Genomic DNA, 16,202 nt, shown 5'->3' on the forward strand with positions numbered 1-16,202 from the left:
GAAAATGACTACTTACCCAGAAACCGGTCGCCTTTCCGCGCCGGCGGAATCCCCACTTGTGATTAAGAATGTGCGCTTGTATGGCGAAGGCGAGCCCACCAGTGTGCTGGTTAAAGATGGCGTTATTTCAGCCATTGGCGGTGACGTTGCGGCACAAGACGCTAAGGTCATTGATGGCGAGGGCAACGTTCTGCTACCGGGGCTCGTGGATATGCACGTGCACCTGCGCGAGCCCGGCCGTGAGGACACCGAAACCATCGAGACCGGTTCCAAGGCTGCCGCTAAGGGTGGTTTCACCGCCGTGTTTACTATGGCCAATACAAACCCGGTGACCGATCAGCCGATCATCGCGGAATCCGTGTGGGCTAAATCCCAGGCCTTGGCGCTTTGCGACGTCCACCCAGTGGGCTCTATTACCAAGGGCCTGGAGGGCAAGACCCTTACCGAGTTTGGCATGATGGCCCGCTCGGATGCCAAGGTCCGCATGTTCTCCGATGATGGCAAGTGCGTCCAGGACCCGCAGCTGATGCGTCGCGCCTTGGAATACGCCAAGGGTATGGATGTACTGCTGGCTCAGCACGCCGAGGATGACCGCATGACCGGGGGTGCTTCGGCCCACGAAGGCGAGACCGCAGCCAAACTAGGCCTGCGCGGTTGGCCGCGCGTGGCGGAAGAATCTATCGTCGCCCGCGATGCCCTCTTGGCGCGCGACTATGGCAATCGCGTACACATTTGTCACGCGTCCACTCAGGGAACCGTGGAGCTACTCAAGTGGGCCAAGGAGCAGGACATCCCGCTGACCGCTGAGGTCACCCCGCACCACCTGTTGATGACTGACGATAAGCTGCGCACCTACGATGGCCTCTTCCGCGTTAACCCGCCGTTGCGCGAGGAGCGCGATACCGAAGCCCTGCGCCAGGCGCTGCTCGACGGCACCATCGACTGCGTGGCCACTGACCATGCCCCGCACGGCTCCGAGGACAAGTGCGTGGAGTTTGAAAATGCCCGCCCAGGCATGCTGGGCCTGGAATCTTCCCTGGCCGTTATCGCCAAAATCTTCGTTGAGACCGGGCTGGCCGATTGGCGTTTTGTCGCCCGCGTCATGTCCGAGCGCCCGGCGGAAATCACCCGCCTGCCGGGTCACGGCCGTCCCATCGCAGAAGGCGAGCCCGCGAACTTGACCATTGTGGACCCAGCCCACCACTGGGTGTCTGATTCCTCCAAGCTGGCATCCCAGTCCGAAAACAACCCGTATGCAGGTGAAGAGTTCGGCGCCCGCGTTACCCACACCATTTTGCGAGGAGCCGTCACTTTTGACTTGGCAGCCTCCGAAGAAGACTAACCTTGCACACTGAGACCACCTATATGGCAGAGAAAGGCCACGACGTGACTGATAGAACCCCAGCAATCCTCGTTCTCGCGGACGGGCGCACCTTCCGCGGTTATGGCTTTGGTGCCACCGGCACCACCTTGGGTGAGGCCGTATTTACCACGGCGATGACCGGCTACCAGGAAACCATGACGGACCCGTCCTACCACCGCCAGATTGTGGTTTCCGCAGCACCGCATATTGGCAATACCGGGTGGAATGATGAGGACAATGAGTCCCATGGCAACCGTATTTGGGTTGCTGGCCTCGTTATCCGCGACCTCGCCCAGCGCGTATCCAACTGGCGCGCAGAGCGCAGCTTGAGCGAGGAGATGGAAAAGCAAGGCGTCATCGGTATTCGCGGCATCGATACCCGCACCTTGGTACGCCACCTGCGCAACTACGGCTCTATCGCCGCCGGACTCTTTTCCGGCGAGGATGCGCAGCGTCCAGTAGAGGAGCTGCTAGAGAAAGTTAAGTCCCAGGACTCCATGGAGGGCGCTGACCTCGCCGCGGAGGTATCTACGGATGAGCCCTACACGGTTGAGGCCGTGGGGGAGAAGAAGTACACCGTCGTTGCCTTCGATATGGGTGTGAAGACCGCGACCCCGCGCCACTTCTCCCAGCGCGGGATTGAGACCATCGTTGTGCCTGCAAATACCTCCTTTGACAAGGTGAAGTCCTATAACCCGGATGGCGTCTTCGTCTCCAATGGCCCGGGCGACCCGGCTACGGCCGATGAGATGGTGGGCATCATCAAGCAGGTGCTTGAGGCAAAGATTCCGTTCTTCGGCATCTGCTTTGGCAACCAGCTCCTTGGGCGCGCGTTGGGCCTGGATACCTACAAGATGAAGTTCGGCCACCGCGGCATCAACGTTCCAGTGCGCAATAACTTAACCGGCAAGATCGATATCACCTCGCAGAATCACGGCTTCGCGCTCAAGGCGCCGGAGGGCTATGACCTAGACAGCAAGGACGCAGAGTTCGCCACGGACTTTGGCCCCGCGCAGGTCACCCACATCTGCCTCAATGACGACACCGTAGAGGGCGTTGCTTTGAAGAATGGCATGGCCTATTCCGTGCAGTATCACCCCGAGTCCGCAGCTGGACCGCACGATGCCAACCCGCTTTTTGATCAGTTCGAAGAACTGATGGCTAACCACACCCCGAATAAGTAAACAACCAGGAAAAGGAAGAAAAACTATGCCAAAGCGCAACGACATCAACCACGTCCTGGTCATCGGCTCCGGCCCTATCGTCATCGGCCAGGCCTGCGAGTTTGACTATTCCGGCACGCAGGCCTGCCGCGTGCTCAAGGAGGAAGGCTTGAGGGTGACCCTGGTCAACTCCAACCCGGCCACCATCATGACGGACCCCGAGTTCGCGGACCACACCTACGTCGAGCCCATTGAGCCGGACTACATCGAAAAGATTCTGGTCAAAGAGCAAGAAGAGGGCCACCCCATTGACGCCGTGCTGGCCACCCTGGGCGGTCAGACCGCGCTGAATGCGGCGGTTCAGTTGGACCGCAAGGGGATTCTGGACAAGTACGGCATTGAGCTCATCGGCGCCGATATTGACGCCATTGAGCGCGGCGAAGACCGCCAGAAATTCAAGGATATTGTCGCCTCCATTGGCGGCGAGTCCGCTCGCTCCGCGGTATGCCACAACATGGATGAGGTACACGAGACCGTCGACAAGCTCGGCCTGCCTGTAGTGGTCCGCCCCTCCTTTACCATGGGTGGTTTGGGCTCAGGTCTGGCCTTCAATAATGAGGACCTAGACCGCATTGCCGGCGGCGGCCTGGCCGCGTCCCCTGAGGCCAACGTGCTTATTGAGGAGTCTATTCTCGGCTGGAAGGAATACGAGCTCGAGCTCATGCGCGATGGCGACGACAACGTCGTGGTCGTGGCCTCCATCGAAAACGTTGACGCCCTCGGCGTGCACACCGGCGATTCCGTTACGGTTGCCCCAGCGCTGACCCTGACCGACCGTGAGTTCCAGAAGATGCGCGACCTTGGTATCGCGATTATCCGCGAGGTCGGCGTCGATACCGGTGGCTGCAATATCCAGTTCGCCGTCAACCCAGAAGACGGTCGCATCATCGTCATCGAGATGAACCCGCGCGTGTCCCGTTCCTCCGCGCTGGCGTCCAAGGCCACCGGCTTCCCCATTGCCAAGCTGGCTGCCAAGCTCGCCATCGGCTACACCTTGGATGAGGTACAAAACGACATCACCGGCGAAACCAAGGCCGCATTCGAGCCCACCTTGGACTACGTCATTGTCAAGGCCCCGCGCTTTGCCTTTGAGAAGTTCCCAGGCGCAGACGATACCTTGACGACCACCATGAAGTCCGTGGGCGAGGCCATGGGAATTGGCCGCAACTACATCGCGGGCCTCAATAAGGTCATGCGTTCTTTGGAAAACAAGCCCAATGGCTTCTGGACCAAGCCAGATGAGTACTTCGCCGGCGAGCGCGCTGGTGACCTCAAGGCGGTACTCAAGGATCTAGAGCGCCCGACCGAGGGCCGCATGTACGACATTGAATTGGCCCTGCGCCTCGGCGCCTCGGTGGACGAGGTCCATGAGGCTTCCGGCGTAGACCCGTGGTTCATTGCTGAGCTGGCCACGTTGGTCGCCTTCCGCCAGGAGCTTATCGATGCCCCAGTGCTCACCGAGGAGCTGCTGCGCGAGGCCAAGGTCTTTGGGCTTTCCGACGCCCAGATTGCCGCCCTCCGCCCCGAATTCAACGGCGAAGATGGCGTACGCAGCCTGCGCTGGCGCATGGGTATCCGCCCTGTCTACAAGACCGTTGACACCTGTGCCGGCGAGTTCGAGGCACAGACCCCATACCACTACAGCTCCTATGAGCTTGATCCGGAAGCCGAGACCGAGGTTCGCCCCGCACCGGAGGGCTCCAAGGGTAAGGTCATTATTCTGGGCTCCGGACCGAACCGCATCGGTCAAGGTATCGAATTTGACTACTCCTGCGTGCATGCAGCGCTCGAGCTCTCGGAGCAGGGCTATGAGACCGTCATGGTCAACTGCAACCCAGAGACCGTGTCCACTGACTATGACACCGCGGACCGCCTCTACTTTGAGCCGCTGACTTTCGAAGATGTTATGGAGGTCTACCACGCGGAGGCCGCTTCCGGTGATGTTGCCGGCGTCATTGTTCAGCTCGGCGGCCAGACTCCACTGGGCCTTGCAGCCCGGTTGGAGGAGGCAGGAGTACCAGTTGTTGGCACCAGCCCAGCAGCTATTGACTCCGCTGAGGACCGCGGCGAGTTTGGCAAGGTCCTCGACGAAGCCGAATTGGCAGCACCAGAGTATGGCACCGCCACCTCCTTTGCTGAGGCGCGCGAGGTTGCCTCCTCTATCGGCTACCCAGTATTGGTCCGCCCGTCCTATGTCTTGGGCGGCCGTGGTATGGAGATCGTCTACGACGAAAAGGCGCTGGAAGACTATATCGAGCGTGCTACCGAGCTTTCCCCGGACCACCCGGTCCTGGTGGACCGTTTCCTAGATTCCGCGATCGAGATCGACGTCGACGCACTCTGCGACGGCAACGAGGTCTACTTGGGCGGTGTGATGGAGCACATCGAGGAAGCCGGCATCCACTCGGGTGACTCTTCCTGTGCACTGCCGCCTATGACACTGGGACCAGAGGATATCGAAAAGGTCCGCACCTCCACCCGACTTCTAGCGGAGGGTATTGGCGTCAAGGGCCTGATGAACGTTCAGTTCGCCCTGAAGGACGACATCCTCTACGTCATCGAGGCCAACCCACGTGCTTCCCGTACCGTGCCATTTGTCTCCAAGGCGACCGGCGTTCCACTAGCTAAGGCAGCTTCTCGCGTCATGATGGGCTCTACCATCGCGGAGCTGCGCGCCGAAGGCATGATTCCTTCTGAATATGACGGTGGTTCCTTGCCGCTGGAGCACCCGATCGTAGTCAAAGAAGCGGTCTTGCCGTTTAACCGCTTCCGCCGGACCGATGGCAGCCTGCTTGATACGCTGCTGTCGCCGGAAATGAAGTCCACCGGTGAGGTTATGGGCTTGGCTACCAACTTCGGTGCGGCCTACGCCAAAGGCGAAATCGCTGCCTTCGCCGTGCCGCCTACGGAGGGCACTATCTTCGTATCCGTCGCCAACCGGGACAAGCGCACCTTGATTTTCCCGATCCAGCGCTTGGCGAACATGGGTTACAACATCGTCGCTACCGCCGGTACGGCGCAGATGCTGCGCCGCAATGGCATCGAATGTGAGGTTGCCGCCAAGGTCTCTGAGGCTAAGGAAGGCGAAGAGTCCATCGTGGATAAGATCTTCAACGGTGAAATCGACTGGATTCTCAACACCCCTGCGGGCTCTGCAGGCGCGCGCCACGACGGTTACGATATCCGCGCTGCCGCGGTCCACATGGAAATCCCGCTGGTAACCACCGTGCAGGGCGTAACCGCAGCCGTCCAAGGTATCGAAGCGATGCGCATTGGCAACCTGCAGGTACGCGCGCTTCAGGAGCTTGAGCATGGCCCACAAAACTAAGGGATTTGGTGAGCTACTTGAGGCAGCGGGACAGTCGCGTGGTCGCCTCTGTGTGGGTATAGACCCGCATCCGTATCTGCTGGAAAAGTGGGGACTGGAGCCCACCGCTGATGGTCTGCGGACCTTCAGCATGCGCTGCGTAGAAGCCTTCAGCGATACCGCTGCCTTGGTAAAGCCGCAGGTTGCCTTCTTCGAGCGCTTCGGTTCCCAGGGGTTTGCGGTCCTCGAGGACGTCTTGGCGTCCCTACGCGAGGTGGGATGCCTGACCGTGGCCGATGCCAAGCGTGGCGATATTGGCTCGACCATGGCCGGCTACGCAGATGCTTGGCTAGGTGATAGCTCACCCCTGCGCGCAGATTCGGTGACCGTGTCTCCCTATCTAGGCGTTGGTGCGTTAGGCCCGGTGTTTAGCAAGGCCGAAGAAACCGGACGCGGCGTATTCGTCTTGGCGGCTACCTCCAACCCGGAGGCACGTGCCATCCAAGCCGTCCCAGTAGGCGAGGGGAGCACCATCGCACAAGGAGTGGTCGATGAATGTGCCGCGCTCAATGTAGCGGCGCACAAGGCCGACAAGCCGGGAGACATCGGGGTAGTCGTTGGGGCTACTTTGGACAATCCACCTCGCCTGGATGCGCTCAATGGCCCGGTTCTTCTGCCAGGCGTTGGCGCCCAAGGTGCTGGCCCAGAGCAAGTGCACAGCATTGTCTCTGCTCGGCCATCGCTGGGATTCGCGAACGTGTCCCGAGCAGTATTGGAACAAGGACCTGCTCTTGCTGACCTGCGCAAAGCGGTGAATCGCGTGGCTCAGGAGTTCCGGGACTAAAAGGGGCGGCGTGGCAGATTACTGGCCGCGCTGCTTACCTGGTACTTTGTTTAAGGTATGTGCGGTGACGTGCTAAAATAGGCGTGCTTTTGGACCCGCTAATCGTCACCGTTCAATGAGCAGTGCTAGGATTACCAGAAGTCGGTTTGCCCGAAGGTTATTGATAACTTTCCGCGGTGTATAAACTGCGTTAGGCAACCGTAATCTGGTACCAAGTACTAGACGTAACAGAATCAATCTAATGAATCGGAGGAAACCCGTGGCCCTTCCAAAGTTGACTGATGAGCAGCGCAAGGAAGCTCTCGCAAAGGCCGCTGAGGCCCGTAAGGCTCGCGCTGAGCTCAAGGCTGCGCTCAAGCGCGGCGAGACCGACCTGAAGGACGTGCTCGAAAAGGCTGAGACCGATGAGATCATCGGCAAGACCAAGGTTTCTGCACTCCTCGAGGCTCTGCCGAAGGTTGGCAAGGTCAAGGCTAAGGAAATCATGGAGGACCTGGAGATCGCTCAGACCCGTCGTCTGCGCGGCTTGGGTGAGCGTCAGCGTCGTGCTCTCCTCGAGCGTTTCGGTTACGGCGAATAGTTACAACCATGGCTGACGCAACTGCACGCGGTCGCCTCGTCGTTCTGGCGGGGCCATCCGCAGTGGGAAAATCCACCGTGGTTTCGCGTCTGCGCAGTGACGTCGAGGGGCTGTACTTTAGCGTGTCGATGACTACGCGCCAGCCCCGTCCCGGGGAGCAGGATGGTGTTGACTACTTCTTCGTCACCCCAGAAGCCTTCCAGCAGCGAATCGACGCCGGGGAAATGCTCGAATGGGCTGATATTCACGGTGGATTGCAGCGCTCTGGAACCCCTGCTCAGCCGGTAGAGGAAGCTTTGGCCGCAGGACGCCCAGTGCTCGTTGAGGTTGATCTTGCGGGCGCTAGGAGTGTTAAGAAAGCACTGCCGGAGGCAGACTTGGTCTTTTTGGCACCCCCATCATGGGACGTGCTTGTGGAGCGGCTCACCGGCCGCGGTACCGAGCCGCAAGACGTCATTGACCGTAGGTTGCAAACTGCGCATGAGGAACTAGCCGCACAGGATGAGTTCGACCACGTCGTTGTTAACGAGGATTTGGACCAGGCAGTGGCTGCCATCAGTGATATCCTGCAGGCATAGACCTCCTTTTTGACCATCTTCAATCAATGTAAAGGTGCATGTGACTAACGTGACCACCCCTTCTAACACTGAAGCCGCAAAGGCGGAGCCAGTATTTGATGATCCGATCGGCATTACTGATCCCCCGATCGATGAGCTTTTGGACAAGGTTTCCTCTAAGTACGCTTTGGTCATCTTCGCTGCTAAGCGCGCCCGCCAGATCAATAGCTACTACCAAGAGCAGGATGAAGGTGTCTTCGAATTCGTAGGCCCACTGGTTACTCCAGAGCCAGGCGAAAAGCCTTTGTCCATCGCATTGCGCGAAATTGACGCTGGCTTGCTGGACCACGAGGAAGGCAAGTAGCTAGCGCACAAGCGTGCAATAGCTTGTAGGCTCCACGCGTCGCCACGGACGTGTATCCCCGGCTAGGGGTGCACCTTCCCGGGGCGGCGAGTGGGGCCTTTCTTTGTGCCGCCAGGTACCATCGTGCGGTGTGATTGAAAAAGATAGCTCTCGCAATATTGTTGTAGGCGTTGCTGGCGGCATCGCCGCCTACAAAGCGTGCCACCTTGTGCGCAATCTCAAGGAGGCGGGCGATGATGTGCGCGTTGTCCCTACGGAAAGCGCACTAAACTTTGTTGGCGCTGCAACGTTTGAAGCCCTGTCCGGCCACCCGGTTTCCACCAGCGTTTTTGAGGCTGTGGATGAGGTGCAGCACGTTAACATCGGGCAGCGGGCGGATGCTGTGGTAATTGCGCCCGCAACTGCGGATCTAATCGCGCGACTGGCCGCCGGTCGGGCTGATGATCTACTTACGGCGACCGTGTTGGTGGCGACGTGCCCGGTCATCATTGCTCCGGCCATGCATACAGAGATGTGGCACAATCCCGCCACGCAAGACAACGTCGCTACTTTGCGGCGGCGCGGTATTACGGTTATTGAGCCCGCCCATGGCCGTTTGACCGGCAAGGACTCAGGTCCTGGTCGCCTTCCGGAGCCGGAGCAGATTGCTGAGGTAGTGCGCACCGAATTGGCTGGTTACCGGGTTGAACATACCTGGCAAGACAAAAGGGTAGTCATATCAGCGGGAGGCACCCAGGAAGAACTGGACCCAGTGCGGTACTTGGGTAATCGATCTTCTGGTAGGCAGGGATTCGCGCTCGCGGAATGGGCCGCCCAGAAGGGGGCTCAGGTCACCCTTGTGGCTGGGAATACTGCGCAGCTGCCTGTCCCCAGCGGTACGAAGGTGCGCCACATTGTTTCCACCCGGGAACTGGAGGAAGCGATGCACGAAGAGGCCCGTGATGCGGACGTGATCATTATGGCTGCCGCAGTTTCTGATTTCCGCCCCGCGGAGGCAGCTGAGTCAAAGATGAAGAAGGGGCAAGCAGACGACGCACTCTCGGCCCTACATTTGGTAGAAAACCCGGATGTCCTCAAAGGGCTTGTGGCCGCACGAGAGCGCTCGGAGATTCCGGCGGAGTGTGTGATTGTGGGGTTTGCCGCCGAAACGGGTGACGCCCACAAGTCTGCCTTGGAATATGCCCAAGAAAAGTTTGTTCGCAAAGGCTGCGATGTGCTTATGGCCAATGAGGTCGGTAGGGCCAAGACCTTTGGCCAAAAGTCGAATGAGGGATGGATTTTGCGGCCAGATTCCGCGCCGCAACGGGTGGAACATGGCTCGAAACAAGTAGTCGCCGCACAGATTTTGGCGGCTGTGAATGAAATGTTTCGGGTGTAGACAGCTAAAATTGCATTTATAGACCGCTTGGTCTAGGATTGCGAGGTATGAGGCTTGGGCGTAGAAAACCCACAGCATCGAATCAACAGTGAGAACGAAGGAAGTTTTTGTGACTGATAACGCTGCAGTGGCAACTCGTCTTTTTACCAGCGAGTCCGTTACGGAAGGCCATCCCGATAAGATTTGTGACGCCATCTCGGACGCCATCCTCGATGCCCTGCTGGAAAAGGATCCCGTATCCCGCGTCGCCGTTGAGACGTTGGTTACCACCGGTCAGGTTCACGTGGTGGGAGAGGTACGCACCGAGGCATATGTAGAAATCCCGGCGCTCGTGCGCGATACCCTAAAGTCCATTGGCTTTACCTCCTCTGAGGTGGGATTTGATGGCAATACCTGCGGTGTCAATATTGCCATCGGTGAGCAGTCCCAGGAGATCGGCGCCGGCGTAGATAACTCCACCGAAGCCCGCGCCCATGACGAGGACTATGACGAGGAAAATGACACCGCTGGTGCAGGTGATCAGGGCTTGATGTTCGGCTATGCCTCCAATGAGACCGCCGAGTATATGCCCCTGCCTATCGCCTTGGCACACCGGCTTTCTCGCCGCCTGACGCAGGTGCGCAAGGAGGGCATCGTGGATCACCTGCGTCCGGATGGCAAGACCCAGGTGACCTTCGCCTATACCGATGACAATGAGCCTTCCCACCTAGATACCGTGGTGATTTCTACTCAGCACGATACTGAGGTTGATAGCGCTTGGCTGGAGGGCCCATTGCGCAGCGAGGTCCTTGAATGGGTCATTAAGGACGCGGGCTTGGAGAAGTACTACACCGAAGACACGACGTTGTTGGTCAACCCTTCAGGGTCTTTCATTCTCGGTGGACCCATGGGTGATGCCGGTCTTACCGGCCGGAAGATCATCGTCGATACCTACGGTGGTATGGCTCGTCACGGCGGTGGCGCCTTCTCCGGTAAGGACCCCAGCAAGGTAGACCGCTCCGCTGCTTATGCAATGCGCTGGGTGGCTAAGAATATCGTCGCCGCTGGTTTGGCGGATCGCGCCGAAGTTCAGGTTGCCTACGCAATTGGTCGTGCTAAGCCGGTGGGCTTGTACGTGGAGACGTTCGGCACTGCTAAGGAAGGCCTGAGCGATGCGAATATTCAGGCTGCGGTAAATCAGGTATTCGACCTGCGTCCAGCCGCGATTATCCGCGAACTCGACCTGCTACGGCCCATTTATGCCCAGACTGCGGCTTATGGTCACTTTGGCCGTACCGATGTTGAGCTGCCATGGGAACAGTTGAACCGAGTAGAAGCACTGCGCGCGGCCGCCGGTCTGTAGAATCGGGGCTTATGCCTAAGAAAACACCCGCCACCCGGAAACCGGTTGTGCGGGTGTTGCCTCTTTTAGGGGTCGCGCACCTTGACCGGGGTTTTGATTACCTTGTAGAAGAGGCAGATTCGGAGGACGTTCAGCCGGGCATTAAGGTCCGCATCCGCTTTAATGGACGCTTGGTTGATGCGATAGTGCTAGAGCGCCTGCATGATTCTGAATTTGGCGGTAACCTGCGCTTTATCGAGCGCATCATCTCACCGTTCCAGGTGTATCCGCCGCAGCTTGCCCGGCTTATCGACGCCCTAGCGGACCGCTATGGCGGAGTGCGCTCAGATATTATCCGCTCTGCTATTCCACCTAGGCACGCAAAGGCGGAGGAATCCGATTTGGAAACCCCGTGGGAGGAGCTCGGTACCACGAGCGAGCCTGACCTTTCGGGGTGGTCTGCTTATGAGCATGGTGAGGCTTTCGTTGATTCAATCCTGTCTGGCAAGCTCGCCCGTGCCGCATGGCAAATCGCCCCGGGCGATGATTGGGCGCATGCCTTAGCTGCGCTCGCGGCCAAGGTGGCGTTAGACGGAGGCGGGGTGCTCTTAGTTGCCCCGGACCAGAAGAGCGTTGATGCGGTAGAAGCCGCCCTTCGCCAGGTATTAGGGGCGAAGCAGATTACAGTGCTGACTAATAGTATGGGCCCGCAGGCCCGCTACCGCCGCTACCTATCAGCCCTGGTAGGCCAGGCGCGCGTCGTAATTGGTACTAGGTCCGCCGCCTTCGCCCCAGTAAAACATCTACAGCTGGCGGTTATCCTCGATGATGGCAACGATAATTTGGTAGATAACCTCAAACCTTATGTCCATGCCAGGGAAGTGCTAACCACCCGTTCTGCTTTTGAAGGTTGCAGCATGGTCTTGGCAAACCATTCGCGGACTGCGGAAACGCAGCTCCTCGTGGAGTCAGGCTGGGCGCACGATGTGGTCGCCAAAGAACAAACGATCGGGGCGCGTTGCCCAGCCATTGAGGCGGTAGGCCCATTCGGTCTATCGATTGCTCGCGATTTAGAAGGCGGCACCACTTCAGTTCAGGCACAGGCCTTCCAAGCTGCCCATCAGGCGCTGGATAGGGGAGAGCCGGTATTGGTGCAAGTACCGCGCAAGGGATACGCACCAATTTTGGCCTGCGGTCGATGCCGCGCGCCGGCGCGCTGCCGGCACTGCAACGGGCCATTGGGGCTGCCGCCGACGGGGGCGTCGCCAAGCAAGGGCGGCGCGGAGGAGACAGGAATGCCCACCTGCCGCTGGTGCGGTCGCATCGAGGCGCGTCATCGCTGCAGTGAATGCGGATCCCCGCGCCTGCGCGCCATCGTTTTAGGCTCAGAGCGCACCGCGGAGGAATTGGGCCGTGCCTTTCCTAATACCCGGGTAGTGGTCTCTGGCGGAAATAAGATCCTCGAGGCAGTGGATAATGCGCCGGCCCTAGTCATCGCCACCCCTGGCGCCGAACCGAATGTACGAGATGGCGCCTACGGTGCGGCGCTGCTCTTGGACGCTGGTGCATTGCTCAACCGCCAAGATCTGCGTGCTACTGAAGACACGTTATCGAAGTGGGCGCAGGCGGCGACGCTAGTGCAGCCGCATTTCAAGGGCGGCCGGGTAACTGTGGCTGCCGATGAGTCTCTTAGCGTGGTCCAGCATTTCTTGCGCTGGGATATGGTTGGCGCGGCCGCAGCCGAGCTTGCTGCCCGGCGAGAAGTGCGATTCCCACCTGCGGTGCACTTTGCCGCCATTGACGGTGCGGATGCTTCCCTGGATGGCTTTGCTGAGCTTGTGGATCTTCCGGAGCATGCGGAGGTTTTGGGCCCAGTTCCTCTTCCCCCGGGCCATAGCCTGCCCGGCGACTACGATAGCCAGCGCTTTGGTCCCGCGCAGCGGCTGGTGGTCCGCACCCCACTGGGGCCTCGTTCCCAATTAGGGCGCGCCTTGCGCAGTGCAAACGCGGCGCGTAGCGCGCGCAAGGATGACTTGCCACTGCGTATCGTGGTTGATCCTATCCACGTAGGTTAGCCGTATCGGGTGGCTAGGGCTTATGCGCTAGTCTCGACGGGGAAACCCTCCATTGTCAGGCCGGCTTTATTTCGGCGCATCAGAAAGGTGTGATTGCCATGTCTCTTCGCGGAATCCGTATCTACGGCGACCCTGTCCTGGGCAGTCGCGCAGAAGAAGTAAGCACGTTCGATCGCGGACTGCGCATTTTGGCCAACGATATGCTCGAGACCATGGACGAAGCTGGGGGAGTAGGGCTGGCGGCCAATCAAGTGGGCATACTCAAACGGATTTTTGTCTATGACTGCTCGCATACCCAATCTGGCTTGCGTGGCGCGATTGTTAATCCCGTCTGGACGCCGTTGGGCGCGCAGCAGCAAATAGGCCCGGAAGGATGTCTTTCTATTCCCGGCATTAGCGCGCAAACCACCCGCTTCAACCGCGTCTTTGTCAGCGGTCAGGATATAGAGGGCCGCCCCTTATCCATGGTGGCCGCGGGGCTGATGGCTCGGTGCATCCAGCATGAAACGGACCATCTCGATGGAGTGCTTTTCCTGCAGCGCCTCGATGCCGTGGACCGAAAAGACGTTATGCGCGCCATCCGTGAATCCGAGTGGTTTAACGCCTCATAGCCCGCTTACTGTGGCGGCAGCGCTACGGCGTTGTAGCCTAGTAGTTTGAACGAGATTAATAGGAGAGTTTCCCCGCATGCGGATTATTTTTGCCGGTACCCCTGAGCCCGCCGTTGTGGCCTTGGAAAAGCTAATTGCCTCCTCGCATGAGGTGGTGGCGGTAATTACCCGCCCAGATGCTAAGAAGGGCCGCGGCCGTAGCCTTCACCCCAGCCCGGTGAAAGCAGTAGCCCAAGAACATGGCATCGAAGTGCTAACTCCTAGCAGCTTGCGTCCAGACACGGAGGACGGGCAGGCCCTGCGTGCCCGCCTGCGGGAGCTCGAACCCGAGGCAATTCCGGTGGTGGCTTATGGCAATCTGGTCACCAAGGACCTGCTGGAGCTGCCGCAGCATGGTTGGGTGAACCTGCATTTTTCCCTGCTCCCGGCATGGCGTGGCGCGGCACCGGTACAAGCTGCCATAGCTGCCGGTGATGAGATTACCGGCGCATCTACGTTCCGCATTGAAGAAGGCCTAGATACCGGTCCGGTGCTGGGCACCGTGACGGAGGAAATCCGCACCACCGATACTGCCGATGACCTGCTCACTCGCCTTGCCTATTCCGGCGGCGATCTGCTCGTCGCCACCATGGATGGCCTAGCAGCGGGTCAGTTGGAGGCACAACCGCAGCAGGGCGAGGCCACCTATGCCCCGAAAATCTCTACCGCACAAGCTCGCGTGGAGTGGTCCCAGCCTGCCTTTGCCATCGACCGGCATATTCGTGCGCACACCCCAGGTCCTGGCGCATGGACCATGTGGGACGAGGCCCGGGTAAAAGTGGGACCAGTAAGCCCCGTGGAGGCAGCAGCCGCGGTACCGGAGCACTTAGAGCCTGGGCAGCTCTACATTGCAAAGAACGCCGTTTTTGTTGGTACCGCAACGCAGCCGGTCCAGCTGGGTAAAATCCAGCCACCAGGCAAGAAAATGATGAATGCGGCCGACTGGGCCCGCGGACTAGGCAAGGATGCCGAGGTGAAGTTCCAATGAGTGGTGGTTTCCGTTCCCGTAGTAAATCTGGTGATAAGTCGCCGGAAGGCAAGCCGCAGGACCCCCGGAAATCCGGTGGAGCGAAAGGCCGTGGTGGCCGCCCGCACCAGCAGCAACATGGTGGACGTAACGGCCACCGCAGAGGTCGACAGGCTCATGCTTCTGGTCAGCGTTCCGGCAAGCGCCAGGAAGGCAGTCTGATTCAGGCTGCACTGACCGCTGGTGTGGACGCGCCGCGTGCGGTGGCTTTCGACGTCGTGCGTCGGGTGAGCGATGACGATGCCTTTGCCAACCTCATCTTGCCCACAGCACTGCGTAAGCAAAAGCTCACCGGGCGAGACGCCGCCTTTGCCACCGAGATCACCTACGGCACCCTCCGCACCCTCGGCGTAGTAGATGCCGTCATCGCAGAATGCTCCTCGCGCAGCCTCGAAGCCATTTCTCCAGCTGTGGTTGATGCCTTGCGCTTGGGCGCGTATCAGGTTCTCTATACCCGCGTGGAGGCCCATGCGGCGGTTGATACCACCGTGCGCTTGGTGGAAGCCAGCGGTGAGGTCAAGGCCAAGGGTTTTGCCAATGGCATTATGCGCACCATTACCCGCACGTCGGCCAAGGCGTGGCTGGACAAGCTTGCCCCGGAGGGAGAAATCGCCGGCATTGCCTTCAAACATGCCCATCCCACCTGGATCGCGGAATCGTTTAGTCGTGTGCTGGGGCTGGGCGAGCTAGAGGCCGCCCTGGCTGCGGACTCCGATAGGCCTGCGGTGCATCTGGTGGCCCGTCCCGGGGAAATCTCGGCCGAAGAATTAGCACTTGTGACCGGCAATGAGGAAGGGCGCTTTTCCCCCTACGCCGTGTATATGGAGTCCGGCGATCCCGGCCAATTGGAGCCGGTACGTCAGGGTTTGGCTGCAGTCCAAGATGAAGGCTCGCAGCTTATCGCCCGCGCGGTATGTGAAGCGCCGGTGGAGGGCGAAGACACTGGTCGGTGGCTGGATCTCTGCGCCGGTCCCGGCGGTAAAGCGGCCTTAATGGGTGCGCTTGCCCGCATCGACTCCGCGCACGTGGACGCGGTGGAGGTATCCCCCCACCGTGCGGCGCTGATTGAAAAAACGGTAAGTGATTTACCTGTGGACGTTCATGTGGCAGATGGACGCAATCCGGGCGTGGGTCAGGGGTTTGATCGTGTGCTTGTCGATGCCCCGTGTTCCGGACTCGGCGCGCTCCGTCGCCGCCCCGAGGCGCGGTGGCGCAAGTCTGAGTCCGACATTGCCGAGCTTACTCAGCTGCAATTTGAGCTTTTATCCTCGGCCTTAAACCTGGTGCGCCCAGGCGGAGTGGTCATTTATTCCACGTGTTCGCCAGACTTGCGCGAGACTCGTGGCATCGTCGACCGCGCGGTGCGAGAGCTCGGCGCGACGGAGCTAGACGCACACGCGCTCATTCCGGATATGGGCGATGTGGGGCACGAAAAGTCCGTGCAAATGTGGCCACATCGGCACGGTACCGATGCTATGTTCTTTGCGGCTCTGCGCCGCGCTGCTGACTAATC

Annotated in this window: 13 protein-coding genes; all 13 read left to right on the plus strand. The window is 59.6% G+C overall.

What is annotated here, in order from left to right; genetic code table 11:
- The first annotated feature begins 4 nt into the window (after positions 1-4).
- The 13 genes from MHK04_RS01655 (at position 5) to MHK04_RS01715 (ending at position 16,200) form a co-directional block, all read left to right on the plus strand.
- Positions 5-1,342 carry a dihydroorotase gene (locus MHK04_RS01655; RefSeq protein ID WP_239207655.1) on the plus strand — a complete coding sequence of 446 codons (1,338 nt, stop codon included), beginning with the start codon at positions 5-7 and terminating at the stop codon, positions 1,340-1,342.
- A 23-nt stretch (positions 1,343-1,365) separates the two neighbouring features.
- Entirely contained in the window at positions 1,366-2,547 is a 1,182-nt protein-coding gene (gene carA, locus MHK04_RS01660; protein ID WP_239207679.1) for a glutamine-hydrolyzing carbamoyl-phosphate synthase small subunit, read from the plus strand.
- A gap of 25 nt (positions 2,548-2,572) precedes the next feature.
- Positions 2,573-5,914, plus strand: coding sequence for a carbamoyl-phosphate synthase large subunit (carB, locus tag MHK04_RS01665; RefSeq protein ID WP_239207656.1), 3,342 nt, complete (start codon positions 2,573-2,575; stop codon positions 5,912-5,914).
- A complete protein-coding gene (gene pyrF, locus MHK04_RS01670) occupies positions 5,898-6,737 on the plus strand; it encodes an orotidine-5'-phosphate decarboxylase (RefSeq protein WP_239207657.1) in 840 nt (279 codons plus the stop codon). The genes carB and pyrF overlap by 17 nt, the downstream gene beginning before the upstream one ends.
- Positions 6,738-6,996: 259 nt before the next feature.
- Entirely contained in the window at positions 6,997-7,317 is a 321-nt protein-coding gene (gene mihF, locus MHK04_RS01675; protein ID WP_005328460.1) for an integration host factor, actinobacterial type, read from the plus strand.
- An 8-nt stretch (positions 7,318-7,325) separates the two neighbouring features.
- Positions 7,326-7,895 carry a guanylate kinase gene (gene gmk / locus MHK04_RS01680; RefSeq protein WP_023021478.1) on the plus strand — a complete coding sequence of 190 codons (570 nt, stop codon included), beginning with the start codon at positions 7,326-7,328 and terminating at the stop codon, positions 7,893-7,895.
- 40 nt (positions 7,896-7,935) lie between these two features.
- Complete coding sequence (rpoZ, locus tag MHK04_RS01685; RefSeq protein WP_005324891.1) at positions 7,936-8,238, plus strand: DNA-directed RNA polymerase subunit omega; 303 nt, start codon at positions 7,936-7,938, stop codon at positions 8,236-8,238.
- 130 nt (positions 8,239-8,368) lie between these two features.
- Positions 8,369-9,616: a bifunctional phosphopantothenoylcysteine decarboxylase/phosphopantothenate--cysteine ligase CoaBC gene (gene coaBC / locus MHK04_RS01690; RefSeq protein WP_200287469.1), complete on the plus strand. Its 1,248-nt coding sequence runs from the start codon at positions 8,369-8,371 to the stop codon at positions 9,614-9,616.
- Positions 9,617-9,725: 109 nt separating this feature from the next.
- Positions 9,726-10,958 (plus strand): methionine adenosyltransferase, encoded by a 1,233-nt coding sequence (gene metK, locus MHK04_RS01695; protein WP_023021480.1) that lies wholly within the window; start codon positions 9,726-9,728, stop codon positions 10,956-10,958.
- A gap of 11 nt (positions 10,959-10,969) precedes the next feature.
- A complete protein-coding gene (locus MHK04_RS01700) occupies positions 10,970-13,012 on the plus strand; it encodes a primosomal protein N' (protein ID WP_239207658.1) in 2,043 nt (680 codons plus the stop codon).
- A gap of 98 nt (positions 13,013-13,110) precedes the next feature.
- Positions 13,111-13,623, plus strand: coding sequence for a peptide deformylase (gene def / locus MHK04_RS01705; RefSeq protein WP_239207659.1), 513 nt, complete (start codon positions 13,111-13,113; stop codon positions 13,621-13,623).
- 76 nt (positions 13,624-13,699) lie between these two features.
- Positions 13,700-14,650, plus strand: a complete 951-nt coding sequence (gene fmt / locus MHK04_RS01710; RefSeq protein WP_239207660.1) for a methionyl-tRNA formyltransferase — start codon at positions 13,700-13,702, stop codon at positions 14,648-14,650.
- A complete protein-coding gene (locus MHK04_RS01715; protein WP_239207661.1) occupies positions 14,647-16,200 on the plus strand; it encodes an RsmB/NOP family class I SAM-dependent RNA methyltransferase in 1,554 nt (517 codons plus the stop codon). Before fmt ends, MHK04_RS01715 begins: the two co-directional genes overlap by 4 nt.
- Positions 16,201-16,202: the final 2 nt, after the last annotated feature.

It is taken from the genome of Corynebacterium nasorum, assembly GCF_022345765.1.
Lineage (GTDB): Bacteria > Actinomycetota > Actinomycetes > Mycobacteriales > Mycobacteriaceae > Corynebacterium > Corynebacterium kefirresidentii.

Excerpts from the sequence above, each read along its gene's own strand:
- MHK04_RS01655 (WP_239207655.1), top strand. The coding sequence starts at position 5 with ATGACTACTTACCCAGAAACCGGTCGCCTTTCCGCGCCGGCGGAATCC.
- carB (WP_239207656.1), top strand. The coding sequence starts at position 2,573 with ATGCCAAAGCGCAACGACATCAACCACGTCCTGGTCATCGGCTCCGGC.
- MHK04_RS01715 (WP_239207661.1), top strand. The coding sequence starts at position 14,647 with ATGAGTGGTGGTTTCCGTTCCCGTAGTAAATCTGGTGATAAGTCGCCG.
- carA (WP_239207679.1), top strand. The coding sequence starts at position 1,366 with ATGGCAGAGAAAGGCCACGACGTGACTGATAGAACCCCAGCAATCCTC.
- fmt (WP_239207660.1), top strand. The coding sequence starts at position 13,700 with ATGCGGATTATTTTTGCCGGTACCCCTGAGCCCGCCGTTGTGGCCTTG.
- def (WP_239207659.1), top strand. The coding sequence starts at position 13,111 with ATGTCTCTTCGCGGAATCCGTATCTACGGCGACCCTGTCCTGGGCAGT.
- pyrF (WP_239207657.1), top strand. The coding sequence starts at position 5,898 with ATGGCCCACAAAACTAAGGGATTTGGTGAGCTACTTGAGGCAGCGGGA.
- gmk (WP_023021478.1), top strand. The coding sequence starts at position 7,326 with ATGGCTGACGCAACTGCACGCGGTCGCCTCGTCGTTCTGGCGGGGCCA.
- MHK04_RS01700 (WP_239207658.1), top strand. The coding sequence starts at position 10,970 with ATGCCTAAGAAAACACCCGCCACCCGGAAACCGGTTGTGCGGGTGTTG.